The 13,371-nt window shown below is 71.5% G+C and carries 12 protein-coding genes; 7 read left to right on the forward strand and 5 right to left on the reverse strand.

The genetic code is table 11. The annotated features are described in order from the left end of the window. Nucleotides 1-90 precede the first annotated feature (90 nt). Nucleotides 91-654 (forward strand): hypothetical protein, encoded by a 564-nt coding sequence (locus OJ997_RS26560; protein ID WP_270028321.1) that lies wholly within the window; start codon nt 91-93, stop codon nt 652-654. A 29-nt stretch (nt 655-683) separates the two neighbouring features. Then, complete coding sequence (gene speB / locus OJ997_RS26565) at nt 684-1,655, forward strand: agmatinase (RefSeq protein WP_270028322.1); 972 nt, start codon at nt 684-686, stop codon at nt 1,653-1,655. Here speB and OJ997_RS26570 read toward each other — a convergent pair. Together OJ997_RS26570 and OJ997_RS26575 are read right to left on the reverse strand one after the other, a co-directional pair. Beyond that, entirely contained in the window at nt 1,630-2,016 is a 387-nt protein-coding gene (locus OJ997_RS26570; protein ID WP_270028323.1) for a hypothetical protein, read from the reverse strand. The genes speB and OJ997_RS26570 overlap by 26 nt on opposite strands. An 11-nt stretch (nt 2,017-2,027) precedes the next feature. Further along, nucleotides 2,028-4,508 (reverse strand): lytic murein transglycosylase, encoded by a 2,481-nt coding sequence (locus OJ997_RS26575; protein ID WP_270028324.1) that lies wholly within the window; start codon nt 4,506-4,508, stop codon nt 2,028-2,030. A gap of 101 nt (nt 4,509-4,609) precedes the next feature. Between OJ997_RS26575 and OJ997_RS26580 the strand changes: the two genes are divergently transcribed. Genes OJ997_RS26580 through OJ997_RS26590 form a run of 3 tightly spaced genes read left to right on the forward strand, consistent with a single transcriptional unit; the run spans nt 4,610 to nt 7,093 of the window. Next, a complete protein-coding gene (locus tag OJ997_RS26580; protein ID WP_270028325.1) occupies nt 4,610-5,131 on the forward strand; it encodes a GNAT family N-acetyltransferase in 522 nt (173 codons plus the stop codon). Further along, on the forward strand, nt 5,128-6,240 hold the full coding sequence (locus OJ997_RS26585; RefSeq protein WP_270028326.1) for an FUSC family protein: 1,113 nt from the start codon (nt 5,128-5,130) through the stop codon (nt 6,238-6,240). The genes OJ997_RS26580 and OJ997_RS26585 overlap by 4 nt, the downstream gene beginning before the upstream one ends. 10 nt (nt 6,241-6,250) lie before the next feature. Then, the gene (locus tag OJ997_RS26590; RefSeq protein ID WP_270028327.1) at nt 6,251-7,093 is read left to right on the forward strand and encodes a hypothetical protein; all 843 of its coding nucleotides are present in this window, start codon (nt 6,251-6,253) and stop codon (nt 7,091-7,093) included. On the opposite strand, the gene OJ997_RS26595 is transcribed toward OJ997_RS26590, so the two are convergent. After that, complete coding sequence (locus tag OJ997_RS26595) at nt 7,074-7,832, reverse strand: class I SAM-dependent methyltransferase (protein WP_270028328.1); 759 nt, start codon at nt 7,830-7,832, stop codon at nt 7,074-7,076. The genes OJ997_RS26590 and OJ997_RS26595 overlap by 20 nt on opposite strands. Before the next feature lie 49 nt (nt 7,833-7,881). Here OJ997_RS26595 and OJ997_RS26600 point away from each other — a divergent pair, with 49 nt between their 5' ends. Both OJ997_RS26600 and OJ997_RS26605 read left to right on the forward strand, forming a co-directional pair. Beyond that, nucleotides 7,882-8,382: an RNA polymerase sigma factor gene (locus OJ997_RS26600; RefSeq protein WP_270028329.1), complete on the forward strand. Its 501-nt coding sequence runs from the start codon at nt 7,882-7,884 to the stop codon at nt 8,380-8,382. Continuing rightward, complete coding sequence (locus OJ997_RS26605; RefSeq protein WP_270028330.1) at nt 8,379-9,260, forward strand: hypothetical protein; 882 nt, start codon at nt 8,379-8,381, stop codon at nt 9,258-9,260. Before OJ997_RS26600 ends, OJ997_RS26605 begins: the two co-directional genes overlap by 4 nt. Here the strand turns inward: OJ997_RS26605 and OJ997_RS26610 are convergent. Both OJ997_RS26610 and OJ997_RS26615 read right to left on the reverse strand, forming a co-directional pair. Continuing rightward, nucleotides 9,253-10,044 (reverse strand): Vgb family protein, encoded by a 792-nt coding sequence (locus OJ997_RS26610; RefSeq protein ID WP_270028331.1) that lies wholly within the window; start codon nt 10,042-10,044, stop codon nt 9,253-9,255. The genes OJ997_RS26605 and OJ997_RS26610 overlap by 8 nt on opposite strands. Then, nucleotides 10,035-12,575 carry a DEAD/DEAH box helicase gene (locus OJ997_RS26615; RefSeq protein WP_270028332.1) on the reverse strand — a complete coding sequence of 847 codons (2,541 nt, stop codon included), beginning with the start codon at nt 12,573-12,575 and terminating at the stop codon, nt 10,035-10,037. The genes OJ997_RS26610 and OJ997_RS26615 overlap by 10 nt, the downstream gene beginning before the upstream one ends. Nucleotides 12,576-13,371 lie beyond the last annotated feature (796 nt).

A 13,371-nucleotide genomic window follows, 5' to 3' on the forward strand; every position in this document is an offset into this window, starting at 1 on the left:
GAAGTAGGAAATGCGGCCATCTGGTCAGAGAACGGTCTAGTGAGACCCCGCTGACTATGGTCGGCTGGCGCGGCTGCCGACTTTAGGGCCATGAGCTTGAATCGTCTGACCCGTGCGGCGCTCGGCGTCGCCGGTGCGTTCGCAGTGTCGGCGGCGCTCGCCGTTCCCGCGCACGCCGTTTCCGTCGTCCCCACGACCGAGTGCGCGACCCCCGTGATCACGCAGCCGTTCGCCGAGTGGGGCGATGGCAATTGGTACAAGCGCGTCGATGGCGGGGCGTTCGAGGAAGTGTCGGCCGGGTGGACGCTGACCGGCGGCGCGACGGTCGCCGACGGCGTGCTCTCCCTGCCCGCGGGTGCGAGCGCCGTGTCCGCGCCGGTGTGCGTCGGCCACGACGAGCCGACCCTGCGCTTCTTCGGCGCCGGCCAGGGCGGGCTGACGGTCGCGATCCAGTTCCAGCTCCTCCCGGGCCTGTGGATCACGCTGCCGGTCGGCCGCGACACCGGGGCGGCCTGGAAGCCGTCGCCGATCATCCACATGCTCGCGAACTACCTCCCCGCGCCGGGCGACTACACGAACGTGCGCTTCGTCTTCACGCCTTCGGGCGACTGGCAGATCGACGACGTCTACGTCGATCCGCGCGCTCGCGCCTAGCGCCGCAGCGGCGTACAGTCCGCGAGCGGATGATCGATCCGCTCGAACGCTGGCGCGCGCACGGTGAGAAGCCTGACTACGCGGGCTTGCTGACCTACGGCGGCGTCCCTTACACGCAGGACGCCGCCGAGCTCGTGGGGTTCGACGTCGCGATCGTCGGCGCGCCCACGGACGACCTCGTCAGCGCGCACCCGGGCACGCGCTTCGGGCCGCGCGCCATTCGCGCCGCGTCCTGTCCGGCCGGGCCGCACCTGGAGGCCGGGGTCGACGCGTTCGAGGTGCTGCGCGTGGTCGACTTCGGCGACGCGGCGGTGCTCCCGGCCGAGCCGGTCAAGACCCACGAGGCGATTGAGGCGCTCGTGGGCGAGGTCGTCGACGCGGGCGCGCTGCCGGTGATCCTCGGCGGCGACCACTCGATCGCCGAGCCCGACATCCGTGCGGTCGCGCGTCGTCGCGGGCCGGTCGGCCTGATCCACTTCGACACCCACACCGACACCGGGGAGACCGTGTTCGGCGCGGCCCTCTCGCACGGGACGATCATGCGCCGGCTCGTCGAGCAGGGCTGGGTGGACCCGGCGCGGTACGTGCAGATCGGCCTGCGCGGCTACTGGCCGGGCGAGGCGGAGTTCACCTGGCAGCACGACCGCGGCATCACGAGCTTCTTCATGCACGACGTGCGCGAGGTCGGCATCCGCGACGTGGTGTCACGGGCGATCGGGATCGCGGGGCCCGGGCCGGTGTTCCTGTCGGTCGACGTGGACGTGCTCGACCCGGCGTTCGCGCCCGGCACCGGGACGCCCGAGCCGGGCGGGATGACGAGCATGGACCTGCTGTGGGCGTGCCGGGAGATCGGCGCGCGGGTGGAGCTGTGCGGGGTCGACGTGGTGGAGGTGGCGCCGACCCAGATCGGGTCGGCGGACATCACCGCGCTCGTCGCGGACCGGATCGTGCGCGAGGCGCTGACCGGCGTGGCGACTAGGAAGCTTGGTTCCGTGCGCTGAGGCGGCGCGTGCGGGTGCGCTCTTCCTGCTTGAGCACGACGTTCGCGATCAGCTTCAGGATCTCCGGAGGACCGGACGCGCTGACGTGGCCGACCGTGAACTGCTCACGCCAGTGCCGGATCGTGTTGTCCTTGGCGAGCTCGTTGAACTCGGCGCGCGGCACCGACAGGCGGACCTTGGCGTCCGACGCGATGTCCCGGGTGATCTTCGGGCCTGGGACTTCTACGCGGAAGAGCTGGATGTCACCGCGGCCCCGAAGTTCGAGCTCGAACACGAGCTTGAGCTTCGCCAGCGCCGGAACCTCACGCTGGAAGTCGGTGATCACCTGCGTGATCAGAGCCTTGGTATCGGCGGTGGACATGCGCGCAGATTCTAGTGCTCTGCGCGCTTGACCTTTACGGCGTACTTCGAGGGCTGTTCAGCGACCGTCGGGTTGTCGATCTCGCCGAGGCGGTCGATCAGCTTGATCCACTGCTTGGGCTTGAGGATCGCGTCGATCTGCTTCGCGGCGGCCTTGTTCTCGCCGTAGAGCGGCCGCCAGCCGATGTGGATGTGGTCGGCGTGATCACCCATCGCGAGCGTGTTGTCGGCGCCCTTGAAGGTCATCAGCGAGATGATCTGGTGCGGCTTCATCGTGCCCTGCAGGCTGAGCAGGCGCTGGATCGTGAGGTCGGTGATCGAGCCCTTGCCCTGCGTGGCGGGCGTGATCGTGATGCCGTTGATGGCGGCGATGTCGACCGCGGTGCCCGTGCTGTGCTCGGACACGTTGCCGGAGGCGGTCATGTAGCCGTGGCCGCACTTGAGGCTGGAGACCGTGGGCTTCAGGCCGCTGTTGGCGAGGTAGAGCAGGGTCGCGAGCACGCGGCGATCGATCGCGCCGGAGCGGACGTCGGTCTCGCCGCAGCCGTAGAGCTCGATCCGGTTGTCGGAGAGCACGCGGCGGGTCAGCGTCTCCTTGCTCATCAGCATGATGTCGCCGATCTTGAGCTCGTTCGCGTCGGCGCCGAACAGCGCGTTCTTGCCCTTGGCGCGGTAGACCTCGGTCGACTCGAGCAGCTTCCAGCCGTCGAGGATCGGCTTCGGGTCGATGCGCGGGGCGCCACGGCCGGCCGGGCGGATCTCGAACAGCAGGTGCGGGGCCTTCTCGCCGACCTGGCCGATGCGGCCGAGTGTCGTGCCGCCGAGGACGCGGGCGCCCTTGACGAGCGGCTTGGCGACGAAGTCCTTCGGGTTGAGGCCGAGCGGCGCGCCGGCGGAGGCGAGCTCCTCGCCGCCCTCGGTCGCGACCTGCACCTCGCCGCCGTTGGCGAGGGCGTTCTTGCGCGTGGGGTTGGCGAACAGGCGGACCTTGGCGATCGGGGCGGGGGAAGCGGCGGGCTCAGCCGGGTCGGCCGGGTCGGTCTCGGTCTTCGCGGGCGCCTTGGCGTCGTCGGTCGACTCGTGCTCGGTCTTGGTCTTCGCGAGGCCGCGGCGCTTGGGCTCGTCGTCTTCCTTCTTGGCCGTGCGCTTCTTCGGCGTCGGGTAGGTCGGGGCGATCGTCTTCAGGTGGCCGTACGTGTACGTGTTGCCGTAGACGTCCTGCACGATCACGAACTTGCCGAGCCGCTCGTTCTCGCCGAGCTTGAGGACCTTGCCGTCGTTGACGGCGATCACGGGCGAGCCGGCCTTGGCGAAGATCTCGATGTTGCGGCGGGTCTCGTCGGACTCGACGGTCACGGCGGCGTTGGCGCCCTTGATCTTGCTGTCGGCTTCCTTGAGGGCGCCGGCGTAGGTCGACTTGGCGCGGACCGGGAAGCGGCCCTGCGTGAGGCCCGTGAGCGACCCGACGAGGTCGCCGGGGATGCCGCCGATGATCTGGGCGCGCATCAGGACGCTGTCGACGTACCAGTCGGCGTGGTTGTAGGCGAAGACGGCCTTGCGGATGTCCGTCTCGGCGCCCGCGGCCTTCAGGTAGCGCGCGGCGGCGAAGATCGCGTCGACCGGGTTGAACGGATCGCGGACGCCGTCGCGGTTGGCGTCGACGCCGTAGGCCTTCCACGTGGCGGGCATGAACTGCATCCAGCCCAGCGCGCCGGCGCTCGAGACGTTCAGGTTGCGGCCGTAGTCCGTCTCGATCTCGTTGATGCCCGCGAGGATCTCCCAGCGCACGCCGTACTGCATGCCGGCGGCCTGGTAGATCGGGAGCAGGAAGGGAGGAATCCGGAACTTGTCGATGAAGAAGTTCGGCACGCCGATCTTGGCGGGGCCGGGCGTGGCGAGCGAGTAGCTCGGGTTCGACGTGGCCGGCGAGCCGTTCGCGTTCGTCAGGACCGGAGCGGTCGGCGCCGGGGAAGCGTGCTCGTGGTCGACGTGATCGTCGGCCTTGACGCACCCTGAAGCTGAGGTCGAGGTCGAAGCCTTGCCGGCCTCACATTCGCGCGCCTGACCGTTCTTGACGTTCGAGCGATTCGGGTCGGACTTGGAACGCTTCTTGCGCGGGGCCTCGGTCGGCGCGGCGGTCGCGGTCTCGGTGGCCGTGGACGTGGGGGCAGCGGTCTCGGTGGCCGTCGACGTCGGGGCGGGCGTCTCCGCGCTCGGAGCCGCGGGCGTCTCCTGCGGCGTCTCGGTCGCGGCGGGCGTCTCCGTGGCGGCCTCGGTCGGCGCCGGCGTGGCCTGCTGCTGCTCGGCCGGGACCTCGGTCGCGGCCTCCGTGGGCGCGGGGGTCGGATCGGGCGCAACCGTCGTCTCGACCATGGTCGGCACTGCCGACGCCGTAGCGGTCGGCGTGGGATCATCCGCGTTCGCGGGGTTGCCCAGCAGCGCCGCGATGGACACGGCGCTGACGAGCGCGGTAGAGAGGATTCGGCGGGTCACGTCCCTCCCGGTGTCGGCATCACCTGTGGCTCGCTTGAGCCGACGGGGTAGGGTTCAGACCCGATCAGCGGTTCATCTGAACCTCTACTTGAGCCTTATCTTTGACGCTCCCGGAGCTGGACATCCGGATCGCGGTCCCCGACGACGCGATCGCCCTGGCCTCGACCACGCGGCTCGGCTTCGAGTCCTACCTCGAGTGGGCGCCGACGGGCTGGCAGCCGCCGCCGCGCAGCCTGGAGATCCGCGCCATCCGTGAACGGCTTCGTGCACGGACGACCTGGTGCGCGATGGCCGTCGATCCCGACGGCGAGCAGGCCGGGCACGTCGGCATCACCTACGCGAGCGAGCGCGAGCGCCCGCACGTGCAGATCCCGGACCGTGCGCACCTGTGGATGCTGTTCGTGCGCCCGCCCTGGTGGGGGACCGGGCTGGCGACCCGCCTGCACCGGCTCGCGCTGGAGGAGGCGGCGCGCCGCGGCTACGACTCGATCCGGCTGTACACGCCGCACGGCGCCGCGCGGGCCCGTGCGTTCTACGAGCGCGAGGGCTGGGCGGTTCAGGGGCGGGCGTTCGCGGAGCCGCTGCTGGGGTTGGACCTCGTCGAGTACCGAAGAACGCTGTGATCCCTGAAGGCCTGTTCGAGGACGCCGCCGAGCGCTCGCGCGTGTCGATGGCGACGCGCTGGCAGCGGGTGCGCTCCGGCTGGCGGGTCATGCTCCAGGCCGCGGTCGCCGTCGCGATCTCGTGGGCGGTGGCGAAGTGGCTGTGGGGCCACGCGGCGCCGTTCTTCGCCCCGGTGTCGGCGATCATCGCGCTCGGCCAGAGCTACTACGAGCGCGGCCGGCGGGCGGCGGAGCTGGTGTTCGCGGTCACGATCGGCGTGGCGGTGGCCGACCTGCTGGCGTTCCAGATCGGCGAGGGCGTGCTCCAGCTGGGGTTGGCGGTGTTCATCGCGGTCGGGCTCGGGATGTTCTTCGGGACGAGCCAGCTGTTCGTCAACCAGGTCGCGATCTCGGCCGCGCTGGTGTTCACGATCACGCCGCCGACCGGCGGGTTCTCGTTCGCGCGCACGTTGGACGCGCTGACGGGTGGGGTGGTCGCGCTCGGCGTCGCCGCACTGCTGCTCCCGTCGGACCCGGTGCGGATCCTGCGCGGCGCGGCCCGGCCGGTGCTGGACGAGCTGGCGGCGACGTTGCGGGACATCGCGGGCGCGTTGCGCACGCGCGACGAGGGCGCCGCGGAGGACAGCCTCGTGCGGGCGCGCGGGATCGACGAGTTCGGCGAGCGCTTCTTCGCCGCGGCGCAGGAGGGCCGCTCGACCACCCGCTACTCGCCCGCGCGTCGCCGTGCGCGGGACACGGTCGAGTTCTACGCGGAGGCGGCGGCGCGGATCGACCTCGCGGTGCGCAACGTCCGGGTCCTCGCGCGCGGGTCGATGCGGGCGCTGGCGCTGGACGAGAACGTGCCGCCCGAGGTGGCGGATGCGCTGGAGGACCTCGGCCACGCCGTGCAGGCGCTGGCGGCGGCGCTCGAGTCCGGGGAGGGGTTCGACGCGGTGCGCGATCCCGCGCTGCGCGCGGCGTCGACGGCGACGCACGTGCTCGACGGCACCACGAACCTGTCGGTGAGCGTCATCGTCGGCCAGATCCGCTCGACCGCGACGGACCTGCTGACGGGGATCGGGATGACCTACGAGGAGGCGACGGGCGCGGTTCGCGCGGCGAGCGGGTAACAGCGCTCCCATGCTCTTGCAAGCGCTGGTCGGGTTCGTCATCGCCGCTCCGCCGTCGGGCTGGACGCTGCAACAGGCCACCGAGTTCGACGGTCGCCAGGTCTCGCACTACTGGCACGACACGACCGACCCGGACGACGCGCCGCTGCAGCTGGAGGTCACGGCGCCGGGCGCTGAGCCGGTCCCCGCCGACACGACCGTGCACGGCGTGGCCGCCGACTTCGGCGACCTGACCAGCGACGGGGACACCTACGGGCGTTCGCTGCGCTGGCGCGAAGGAGACCGCGAGCTCACGGTGGCGTGGTCCGGCAAGCCGAGCGACGCGAAGCTGCACGCGGTGGCCGAGTCGGTCCAGGCCGTGCCGCCCGAGCGCTGGCAGGCGCTGGTGATCGCGACGAGCAACGCGCCGGATCGCGTCCCGGCGGGCTCCAAGCGCGTCGTCGCGCGCCGGTCGGGCGGGGCAACCCTGACCGCGCTCCTGCCGCCGGGCTTCCCGGTCGCCCCCGAGGACAAGCGCACGGCGTGCGTGCGCCTGCGCTATCGCGGCGACCGCGAGACGGGCTGCAAGGGCTGGCCGAGCTGGGAGCGCCTCGGCGGTGAGGTCTTCGTCTTCGGCACGGTCTCCCCGCGCGTGCGGCGGGTCCGGCTCGTCGGCGTCGGGCGCGTCACCGTGCCGGCGGTGCGCGTGCCCGGCTACGGCGTCACCCGTTTCTACTTCGCCCGGCTGCCGTCGACCACGTGCACGGTCGAGCTCTACAACGGCCGCACGGGCCAGCACCTCGACACGACCGGCCCGGCGGTCGGCAAGTCCAAGAAGGACCTCAGGCGCTGCGTCAAGGGCGCCGGCCGCTGACGACCCAGGCGCGGGCGGTGAGCTCGAAGGGGTCGTCGGTGACCCCCAGACGGGAGCGGAACTCGCGCTTGAGCTGCGCGCGGCGTTCGGGACTCACACTTACGGTGAATGCGCCCGACGGCGCGACCCCTGACTCCAGCGGCGCCCACAGGTCCTCGAAGCCGTCGTAGCTCGCGCGCACGACGGCTTCGGTCACGCGCGCGTCGTCGAAGGCCGACCACAGCGCGCCGAGGGTGTCCGGCGTGCAGTAGCGCATCTGGCTCTCGTCGCCGGCTTCGGGGTCGATCGTCTTCGCCGCGTCCCAGAACGTGCGCAGGATCGTCATGCCGTCGCCGTAGTCCCAGACCGCGGCGGCGACGGTGCCGCCGGGTTTCGTGACGCGGGCCAGCTCGCGCACGCCGGCCTCCGCGTCGGCCATGAAGTTCAGGACGAGCTGGGCGAGCGCGGCGTCGAACGTGGCGGCCGCGAACGGCAGCGCCTCCGCAGCGCCGACCTGCACGTCGGCGTCCGGGTTGCGCTCGGCGCAGGCGGTCGCGAACGGCTCGGAGGGGTCGATCGCGCTCACCCGCGCGCCGTGACGCAGCAACGCGGCGGTCAGCGCGCCCGGGCCGCAGCCGACGTCGAGCACGTGGTCGCCGGGGCGAATTGCGGCCGCCGCGATCAGCTCCGGGGCCAGCGCGGGGCCGTAGCGACCGATGTGGCGGTCGTAGTTGCCCGCGGCCGTGGTGAAGAAGCCCACGACCCGCATTCTGTAACACGTGAGGGGGTCAGTGCAAAGTGATGCACGGATGCCCGTCGACCTCCAGTCGCTCTACCGCCGCGAACGCGACGCGCTGCTCGCCTATCTGGCGCGCCGCACCGCTGACCCAGAGCTCGCGCTCGAGCTGCTGGCCGAGACGTTCGCCCAGGCGGTCGCCTCGCGCGGGCGCTTCAGGGGCGACAGCGACGCGGCGTGGCTGTACGGGATCGCCAAGCACCAGCTCGCGCTCTATTACCGGCGCGGCCGGGTCGAGCAGCGGGCGCTGAAGCGGCTCGGGATCGAGCCGCCACCACCCACGCCCGAGGCGCTCGCGGAGATCACGCGCCGGGCGGCGCTCGTCGAGCTGCGGGACGAGCTCGCGGTGGCGATGGCGACGCTCTCCCCGGGCACGCGCGACGCCGTCCGCCTCCGCGTGGTGGACGAGCTCTCGTACGGCGAGCTCGCGCAGCGGCTCGGCATCAGCGAAGGAGCGGCGCGGGTGCGCGTGTCGCGAGGACTGTCGGCCCTGGCCGTGGAGATGACGTCGTGAACGACCTGGACCGCTACCTCGACGACCTGGGCGACCGGCTCGCGGACGCGAAGGCGCCGCGGCGGCGTTGGCCGGCGCTGGCGGCGGCGGGTGCGGCGGCGCTGATCGCCGCGCTCGTCGGTTCTCTGATCGGCGGCCCGGGTGGCAGTGAGCGCCGGCCGGTGGTCATCGGGCCGGTCGATGCGCTCGCGAAGGCGCGCGCGGCGCTCGCGGTCGCCGACGGCGAGATGCTCCACCTGCGGCTCCAGAACCTGGAGCCCGACCTGCCGAAGGGGGCGAACGCGGTCAAGGCGATCCGCAGCGGCACGCAGGAGCAGTGGTCGGCGTCGGACCCGCAGCGCTGGCGGATCAAGACGACGGACGGCGTGGGCGAGGTCGTCGAGTCGGCCTACGCCGCCGGCGTCAACAGCCACTACACGGCCAACGACGACCGGCTGGTCCGCGTCGGCGGCTACCGGGACGGCATCCCGCAGGTGCGGATGCCGAGCCTGTTCGGCCAGGGCGGGGGCGACCCCGACACCGACCTGCGCGCCGCGCTCGACAAGGGCCGGCTCACCGACACGGGCGAGGTCCGCGTGGACGGCCGGACCGTCCGCCGGCTCAAGAGCGACCAGGACCTGTTCGTCCTCATCTACGACGTGGACCCACAGACCTTCGCGCCCGTCGGCGGCTCCCGCGCGTACTACATGCCGCCGCGCAAACCGGGCGGGAAACGCCGCTGGGCGGGCACGTTCGCCTTCACCGTCGACGTCTTCGAGCGCGTCCCGGCCGACGAGAACGCCCTGACGATCACCCCAGGCGCGGACACGAAGATCGTCACCTGCCGCGTGAAGTCGCCGAAGAAGCCGCGCCCGCTGATCGGCTGCCGGACTAGCTGATGCGCTCGAGGTAGCCGGCCTCGCACGCGACCCAGAGCGCGTTGTCGACGCCGACCGCCAGGCCGTGCGGCTCAGCGCCGTGCTCGAGCTCGACCTCCGCGTACTCGCCGTCGTCGCTCACGTGGGCGACGGCGTGGCCGCCCCACAGGCTCACCCAGACGCCGTCGGCCTGGGCGGGGATGACGGCGTGCGGCTTGGCGCCGGCCGCGAGCGGGAGCTCCTGGACGGCGTCGTCGACGCCGATCCGGCCGAGCTGGTCGGCGAGGATCTCGGTGAACCAGACCGCGTCGTGGGTGCCGCAGATGCCGACCGGGCCGGCCTGCTTGGTGGGCAGCTCGCGCACGGTGAGGTTTCCGTCGGTCGTGATCCGGCCGACCGAGCTCGTCGCGTTGAGCGTGAACCAGAGGGCGCCGTCGGGGCCGGTGGCGATCATCGCCGGCGTCCCGGGCGCCGCGTACCACTGGAACTTGCCGTTGAAGCGGCCGATCGTGTTCTCCGCGGTGAACCAGACCGCGCCGTCCGGGCCTTCGACGATCCCGTACGGGTTGCCGCTGACCTTGGTCGTAGTCACGATCCCGTCGGGCGTGATCCGGCCGACCCCGCCCGCGAACGTGAACCACCCGTGCGGCGTGATCTGCATCGGCTTCTTACCGGCTTTATGGCGCGTGACTTCGCCGTCCATCGTCACGCGGGCAATCTGGCCCGCGTCGGCGAGCGTCACCCACAACGCACCGTCCGGGCTCGCCGCGACCGCGTACGGGCCGCCGTCGAGCGCTACCCGCATTTGAACGACTGCGTGCGGATGACCGGCTCGCCCGCGGCGTCGGAGGCGTCGAGGTCGACTTCGGCGACGATCGCCCAGTCGTGGTTGCCCTCGGGGTCGTTGATGATCTGGCGGACGGTCCAGACGCGCGGGTTCGTGGTCGTGTCGACGACGAACAGCTCCGGCGAGCGCGCTTCCGGGCCGGCGTCGAGCGTCTCGTGCTCGTCCCAGTACGCGCCGAGCGCCTCTTCCCAGTTGTGCGCGCGCATGGTCGGGCGCTCGCCGCCTTCGAGGCCCGCCAGGCGGCCGAACTCGTCGCGGCTCGCCAGCTGCACCTTCTGGAACATCGCGTTGCGGATCATCACGCGGAACGCGCGCACGTTGGCGGAGATCGGGCGCACCGGGGCGAGCTCCTCGCCGGCCGCGACGGCCTCGGCGGCGCGCTGCACGGCCTCCGGGTCGGTCAGCGCCTCCCACTCGTCCAGCAGGCTCGAGTCGGTCTGGCGGATCATCTCGCCGAGCCACTCGACGATGTCGTCGAGCTCGTCGGTCTTGTGGCGGTCCGGCACGGTCTGGCGGAGCGCGCGGTAGGTGTCGGACAGGTAGCGCAGGACCGCGCCCTCGGAGCGCTGCACGCCGTAGTGGGCGACGAACTCGCTGAACGTCTGGCCGTTCTCGTACAGATCGCGCACGACCGCCTTGGGGGACAGGTCGTCCTCGGACACCCACGGGTGCGTCTCGCGGTACTGGCCGAGCGCGTGCTTGAGCCCTTCCTCGAGCGGCTTCGGGTAGCTGACGTCCTCGAGCAGCTCCATCCGCTCCTCGTACTCGATGCCCTCGGCCTTCATCGCCTGGATGGCCTCGCCGCGGGCCATCTTCGACTGCGCCATCAGCACGGGGAACGGGTCGTCGAGGATGGCTTCGACGACGCTGAGGACGTCCAGCGTGAACGTCTCCGACTCGGTGTCGAGCAGGTCGAACGCGGCGAGCGCGAACGATGCCAGCGGCTGGTTGAGCGCGAAGTCCTGCTGCAGTGCTGGCGCGAGCTCCAGCGTGCGACCGTCCTCGTCGGGCGGATCGAGGCGCTCGAGCACGCCGGACGCGAGCAGCTCCTCCTTGAGGGACTCGGCCTGGCCCAGCAGGCGGGTCTTGCCGCGCTCGTCCTCATGGCTGTCCTCGATGAGGGTGCGCAGGACCTCGTCGGAGTCGCCGCGCTGGTTGATCACGTTGAGGATCACCGCGTGGTTGACGCGCATGCGGGAGACGAGCGACTCGGGCGTGGCGTGGCGCAGGCGCTCGAAGGTCTCCTCGGTCCAGCTGACCGCGCCGTCGGGCGCTTTGACCTTCTGGACGCGCTTCTTCTTGACGGGGTCGTCCCCCGCCTTGGCGACGCGGCGCGCGTTCTCGATCGTGTGCTCGGGCGCCTGGACGACCACGTAGCCGGACGTGTCGAAGCCCGCGCGTCCCGCTCGCCCCGCGATCTGATGGAACTCGCGGGCCTTGAGGATGCGGTGGTTGGTGCCGTCGAACTTGGCGAGGCCGGTGAAGACGACGGTGCGGATCGGGACGTTGATGCCTACGCCGAGCGTGTCCGTGCCGGCGACCACCTTGAGGAGGCCGGTCTGCGCGAGCTGCTCGACGAGCCGTCGGTAGCGAGGGAGCATGCCGGCGTGGTGGACGCCGATGCCGGCTCTGACTAGGCGGGACAGCGTCTTGCCGAAGCCGGCGGTGAAGCGGAAGGCGCCGATCGCGTCGGCGATCGTGTCGCGCTCCTCGCGTGTGCAGAGCTTGGCGGACAGGAGCGACTGGGCTCTCTCGAGGGCGCTGGCCTGCGTGAAGTGGACGACGTAGACGGGTGCCTGGTCGGCCTTGACGAGGTCCTCGATCAGCTCGTGCAGCGGCTCGAGGCTCCACGTGAAGTGCAGCGGGACGGGGCGTTCGGCGGTGTCGACGAGGGCGGTGTCACGGCCGGTTCGCTGCGTGAGGTCTTCGCGGAGGTCGCTGACGTCGCCGAGCGTGGCGCTCATCAGCAGGAACTGGGCCTGGGGGAGCGTGAGCAGCGGCACCTGCCACGCCCAACCGCGCTGCGGCTCGGCGTAGAAGTGGAACTCGTCCATCACGACCTGGCCGATGTCGGCGTCGGCGCCTTCTCTCAGCGCGATGTTGGCCAGCACTTCGGCGGTGCAGCAGATGATCGGGGCGCGGGAGTTGACGCTCGCGTCGCCGGTGAGCATGCCGACGTTCTCGGCGCCGAAGATCGCGCACAGGGCGAAGAACTTCTCGGAGACCAGGGCCTTGATCGGGGCCGTGTAGTACGTGATCTCGTCGGCGGCCAGCGCGGCGAAGTGCGCGGCGATCGCGACCATCGACTTGCCGCTGCCGGTCGGCGTGGCGAGCACGACGTTGTTCCCGCTGAACAGCTCGATCGCCGCTTCTTCCTGATGTGGATAGAGCTGCAGGCCCTGCGTCTCGCTCCAAGCCATGAACGCCTCGTACAGGGCGTCCGGGTCGCTGTCGCGGGGGAGGGCCTCGATGAGGCCGCCGGCGGTCATGTGTCCAGTATGGAAGGAACGGGCGCGGTACTCGGTGGGCGTGTCCCGAGTGGTGCCTCTGTTGCCGCCGGAGCGGGCGGATTGCGCGTGGAGTTCAGCTCGGGTGGCGCGCGGCGGGCTCCGTGCGCGTCGGGGAGCACACCGTCGGGCGTCGCGTCAAGAAATTCGTGTGCCCACGGTGGTGTGGCGTGCGGCCGGGTCACGAGTTTCTTGACCCGTCGCGGTCGGTGCGCTCTTGTGCGGGTGAGCGGCTGCGCCGGTTTGCGCCCGGGCGCGGGCCGCGCGCTCGTCCCTGGGGTGATCCGTCAGTTGACCCCCGTATAGGGGGTCAAGTGACGGATGACGGGAGCGATCCGTCAGTTGACGCCCGTGAGGGGCGTTAAGTGACGGATGACGGAGCGCTCCGTCGGTTGGGGCCCTGTGGGGGCCCAAAGTGACGGATGACTCGCACGTGGTGGGAATGGCGTGTTGGCCCGTGTGCGCGGGCGCTTTCCGGCGCAGCCGGCTCATTGGGACGTCAGCGCAGCGGCGCCGGGTCTGTCAAGCCCGACCCGAAGGGCGGCGAAGCCGTCGCGTAGCGATCGCCTTGACAGGCCCGGTGTCGCGGAGCTACCCGAACACGGCCACGCACCCCGAGCTGGCACGAGCGGCACGCCACACCGATCGCGCAGCGGGGCGATCGCGCAGCGGGGCGATGGCGCGGCGGGGCGATGGCGCGGCGGTCTGGCGTGACGGCCCGGCGAGCCGATGGCGCGGCGGCCCGGCGTGGCGCGGCGTAGCGGGCGATGGCGCGCGG

This window comes from Solirubrobacter phytolaccae, from assembly GCF_027587195.1.
Classification (GTDB): Bacteria; Actinomycetota; Thermoleophilia; order Solirubrobacterales; family Solirubrobacteraceae; genus Solirubrobacter; species Solirubrobacter phytolaccae.

What these genes read in the sequence shown, in the direction of transcription:
- OJ997_RS26560 (WP_270028321.1), top strand. Translation starts at nt 91, where the DNA reads ATGAGCTTGAATCGTCTGACCCGTGCGGCGCTCGGCGTCGCCGGTGCG.
- speB (WP_270028322.1), top strand. Translation starts at nt 684, where the DNA reads ATGATCGATCCGCTCGAACGCTGGCGCGCGCACGGTGAGAAGCCTGAC.
- OJ997_RS26570 (WP_270028323.1), bottom strand. Translation starts at nt 2,016, where the DNA reads ATGTCCACCGCCGATACCAAGGCTCTGATCACGCAGGTGATCACCGAC.
- OJ997_RS26590 (WP_270028327.1), top strand. Translation starts at nt 6,251, where the DNA reads ATGCTCTTGCAAGCGCTGGTCGGGTTCGTCATCGCCGCTCCGCCGTCG.
- OJ997_RS26600 (WP_270028329.1), top strand. Translation starts at nt 7,882, where the DNA reads ATGCCCGTCGACCTCCAGTCGCTCTACCGCCGCGAACGCGACGCGCTG.
- OJ997_RS26610 (WP_270028331.1), bottom strand. Translation starts at nt 10,044, where the DNA reads ATGCGGGTAGCGCTCGACGGCGGCCCGTACGCGGTCGCGGCGAGCCCG.
- OJ997_RS26615 (WP_270028332.1), bottom strand. Translation starts at nt 12,575, where the DNA reads ATGACCGCCGGCGGCCTCATCGAGGCCCTCCCCCGCGACAGCGACCCG.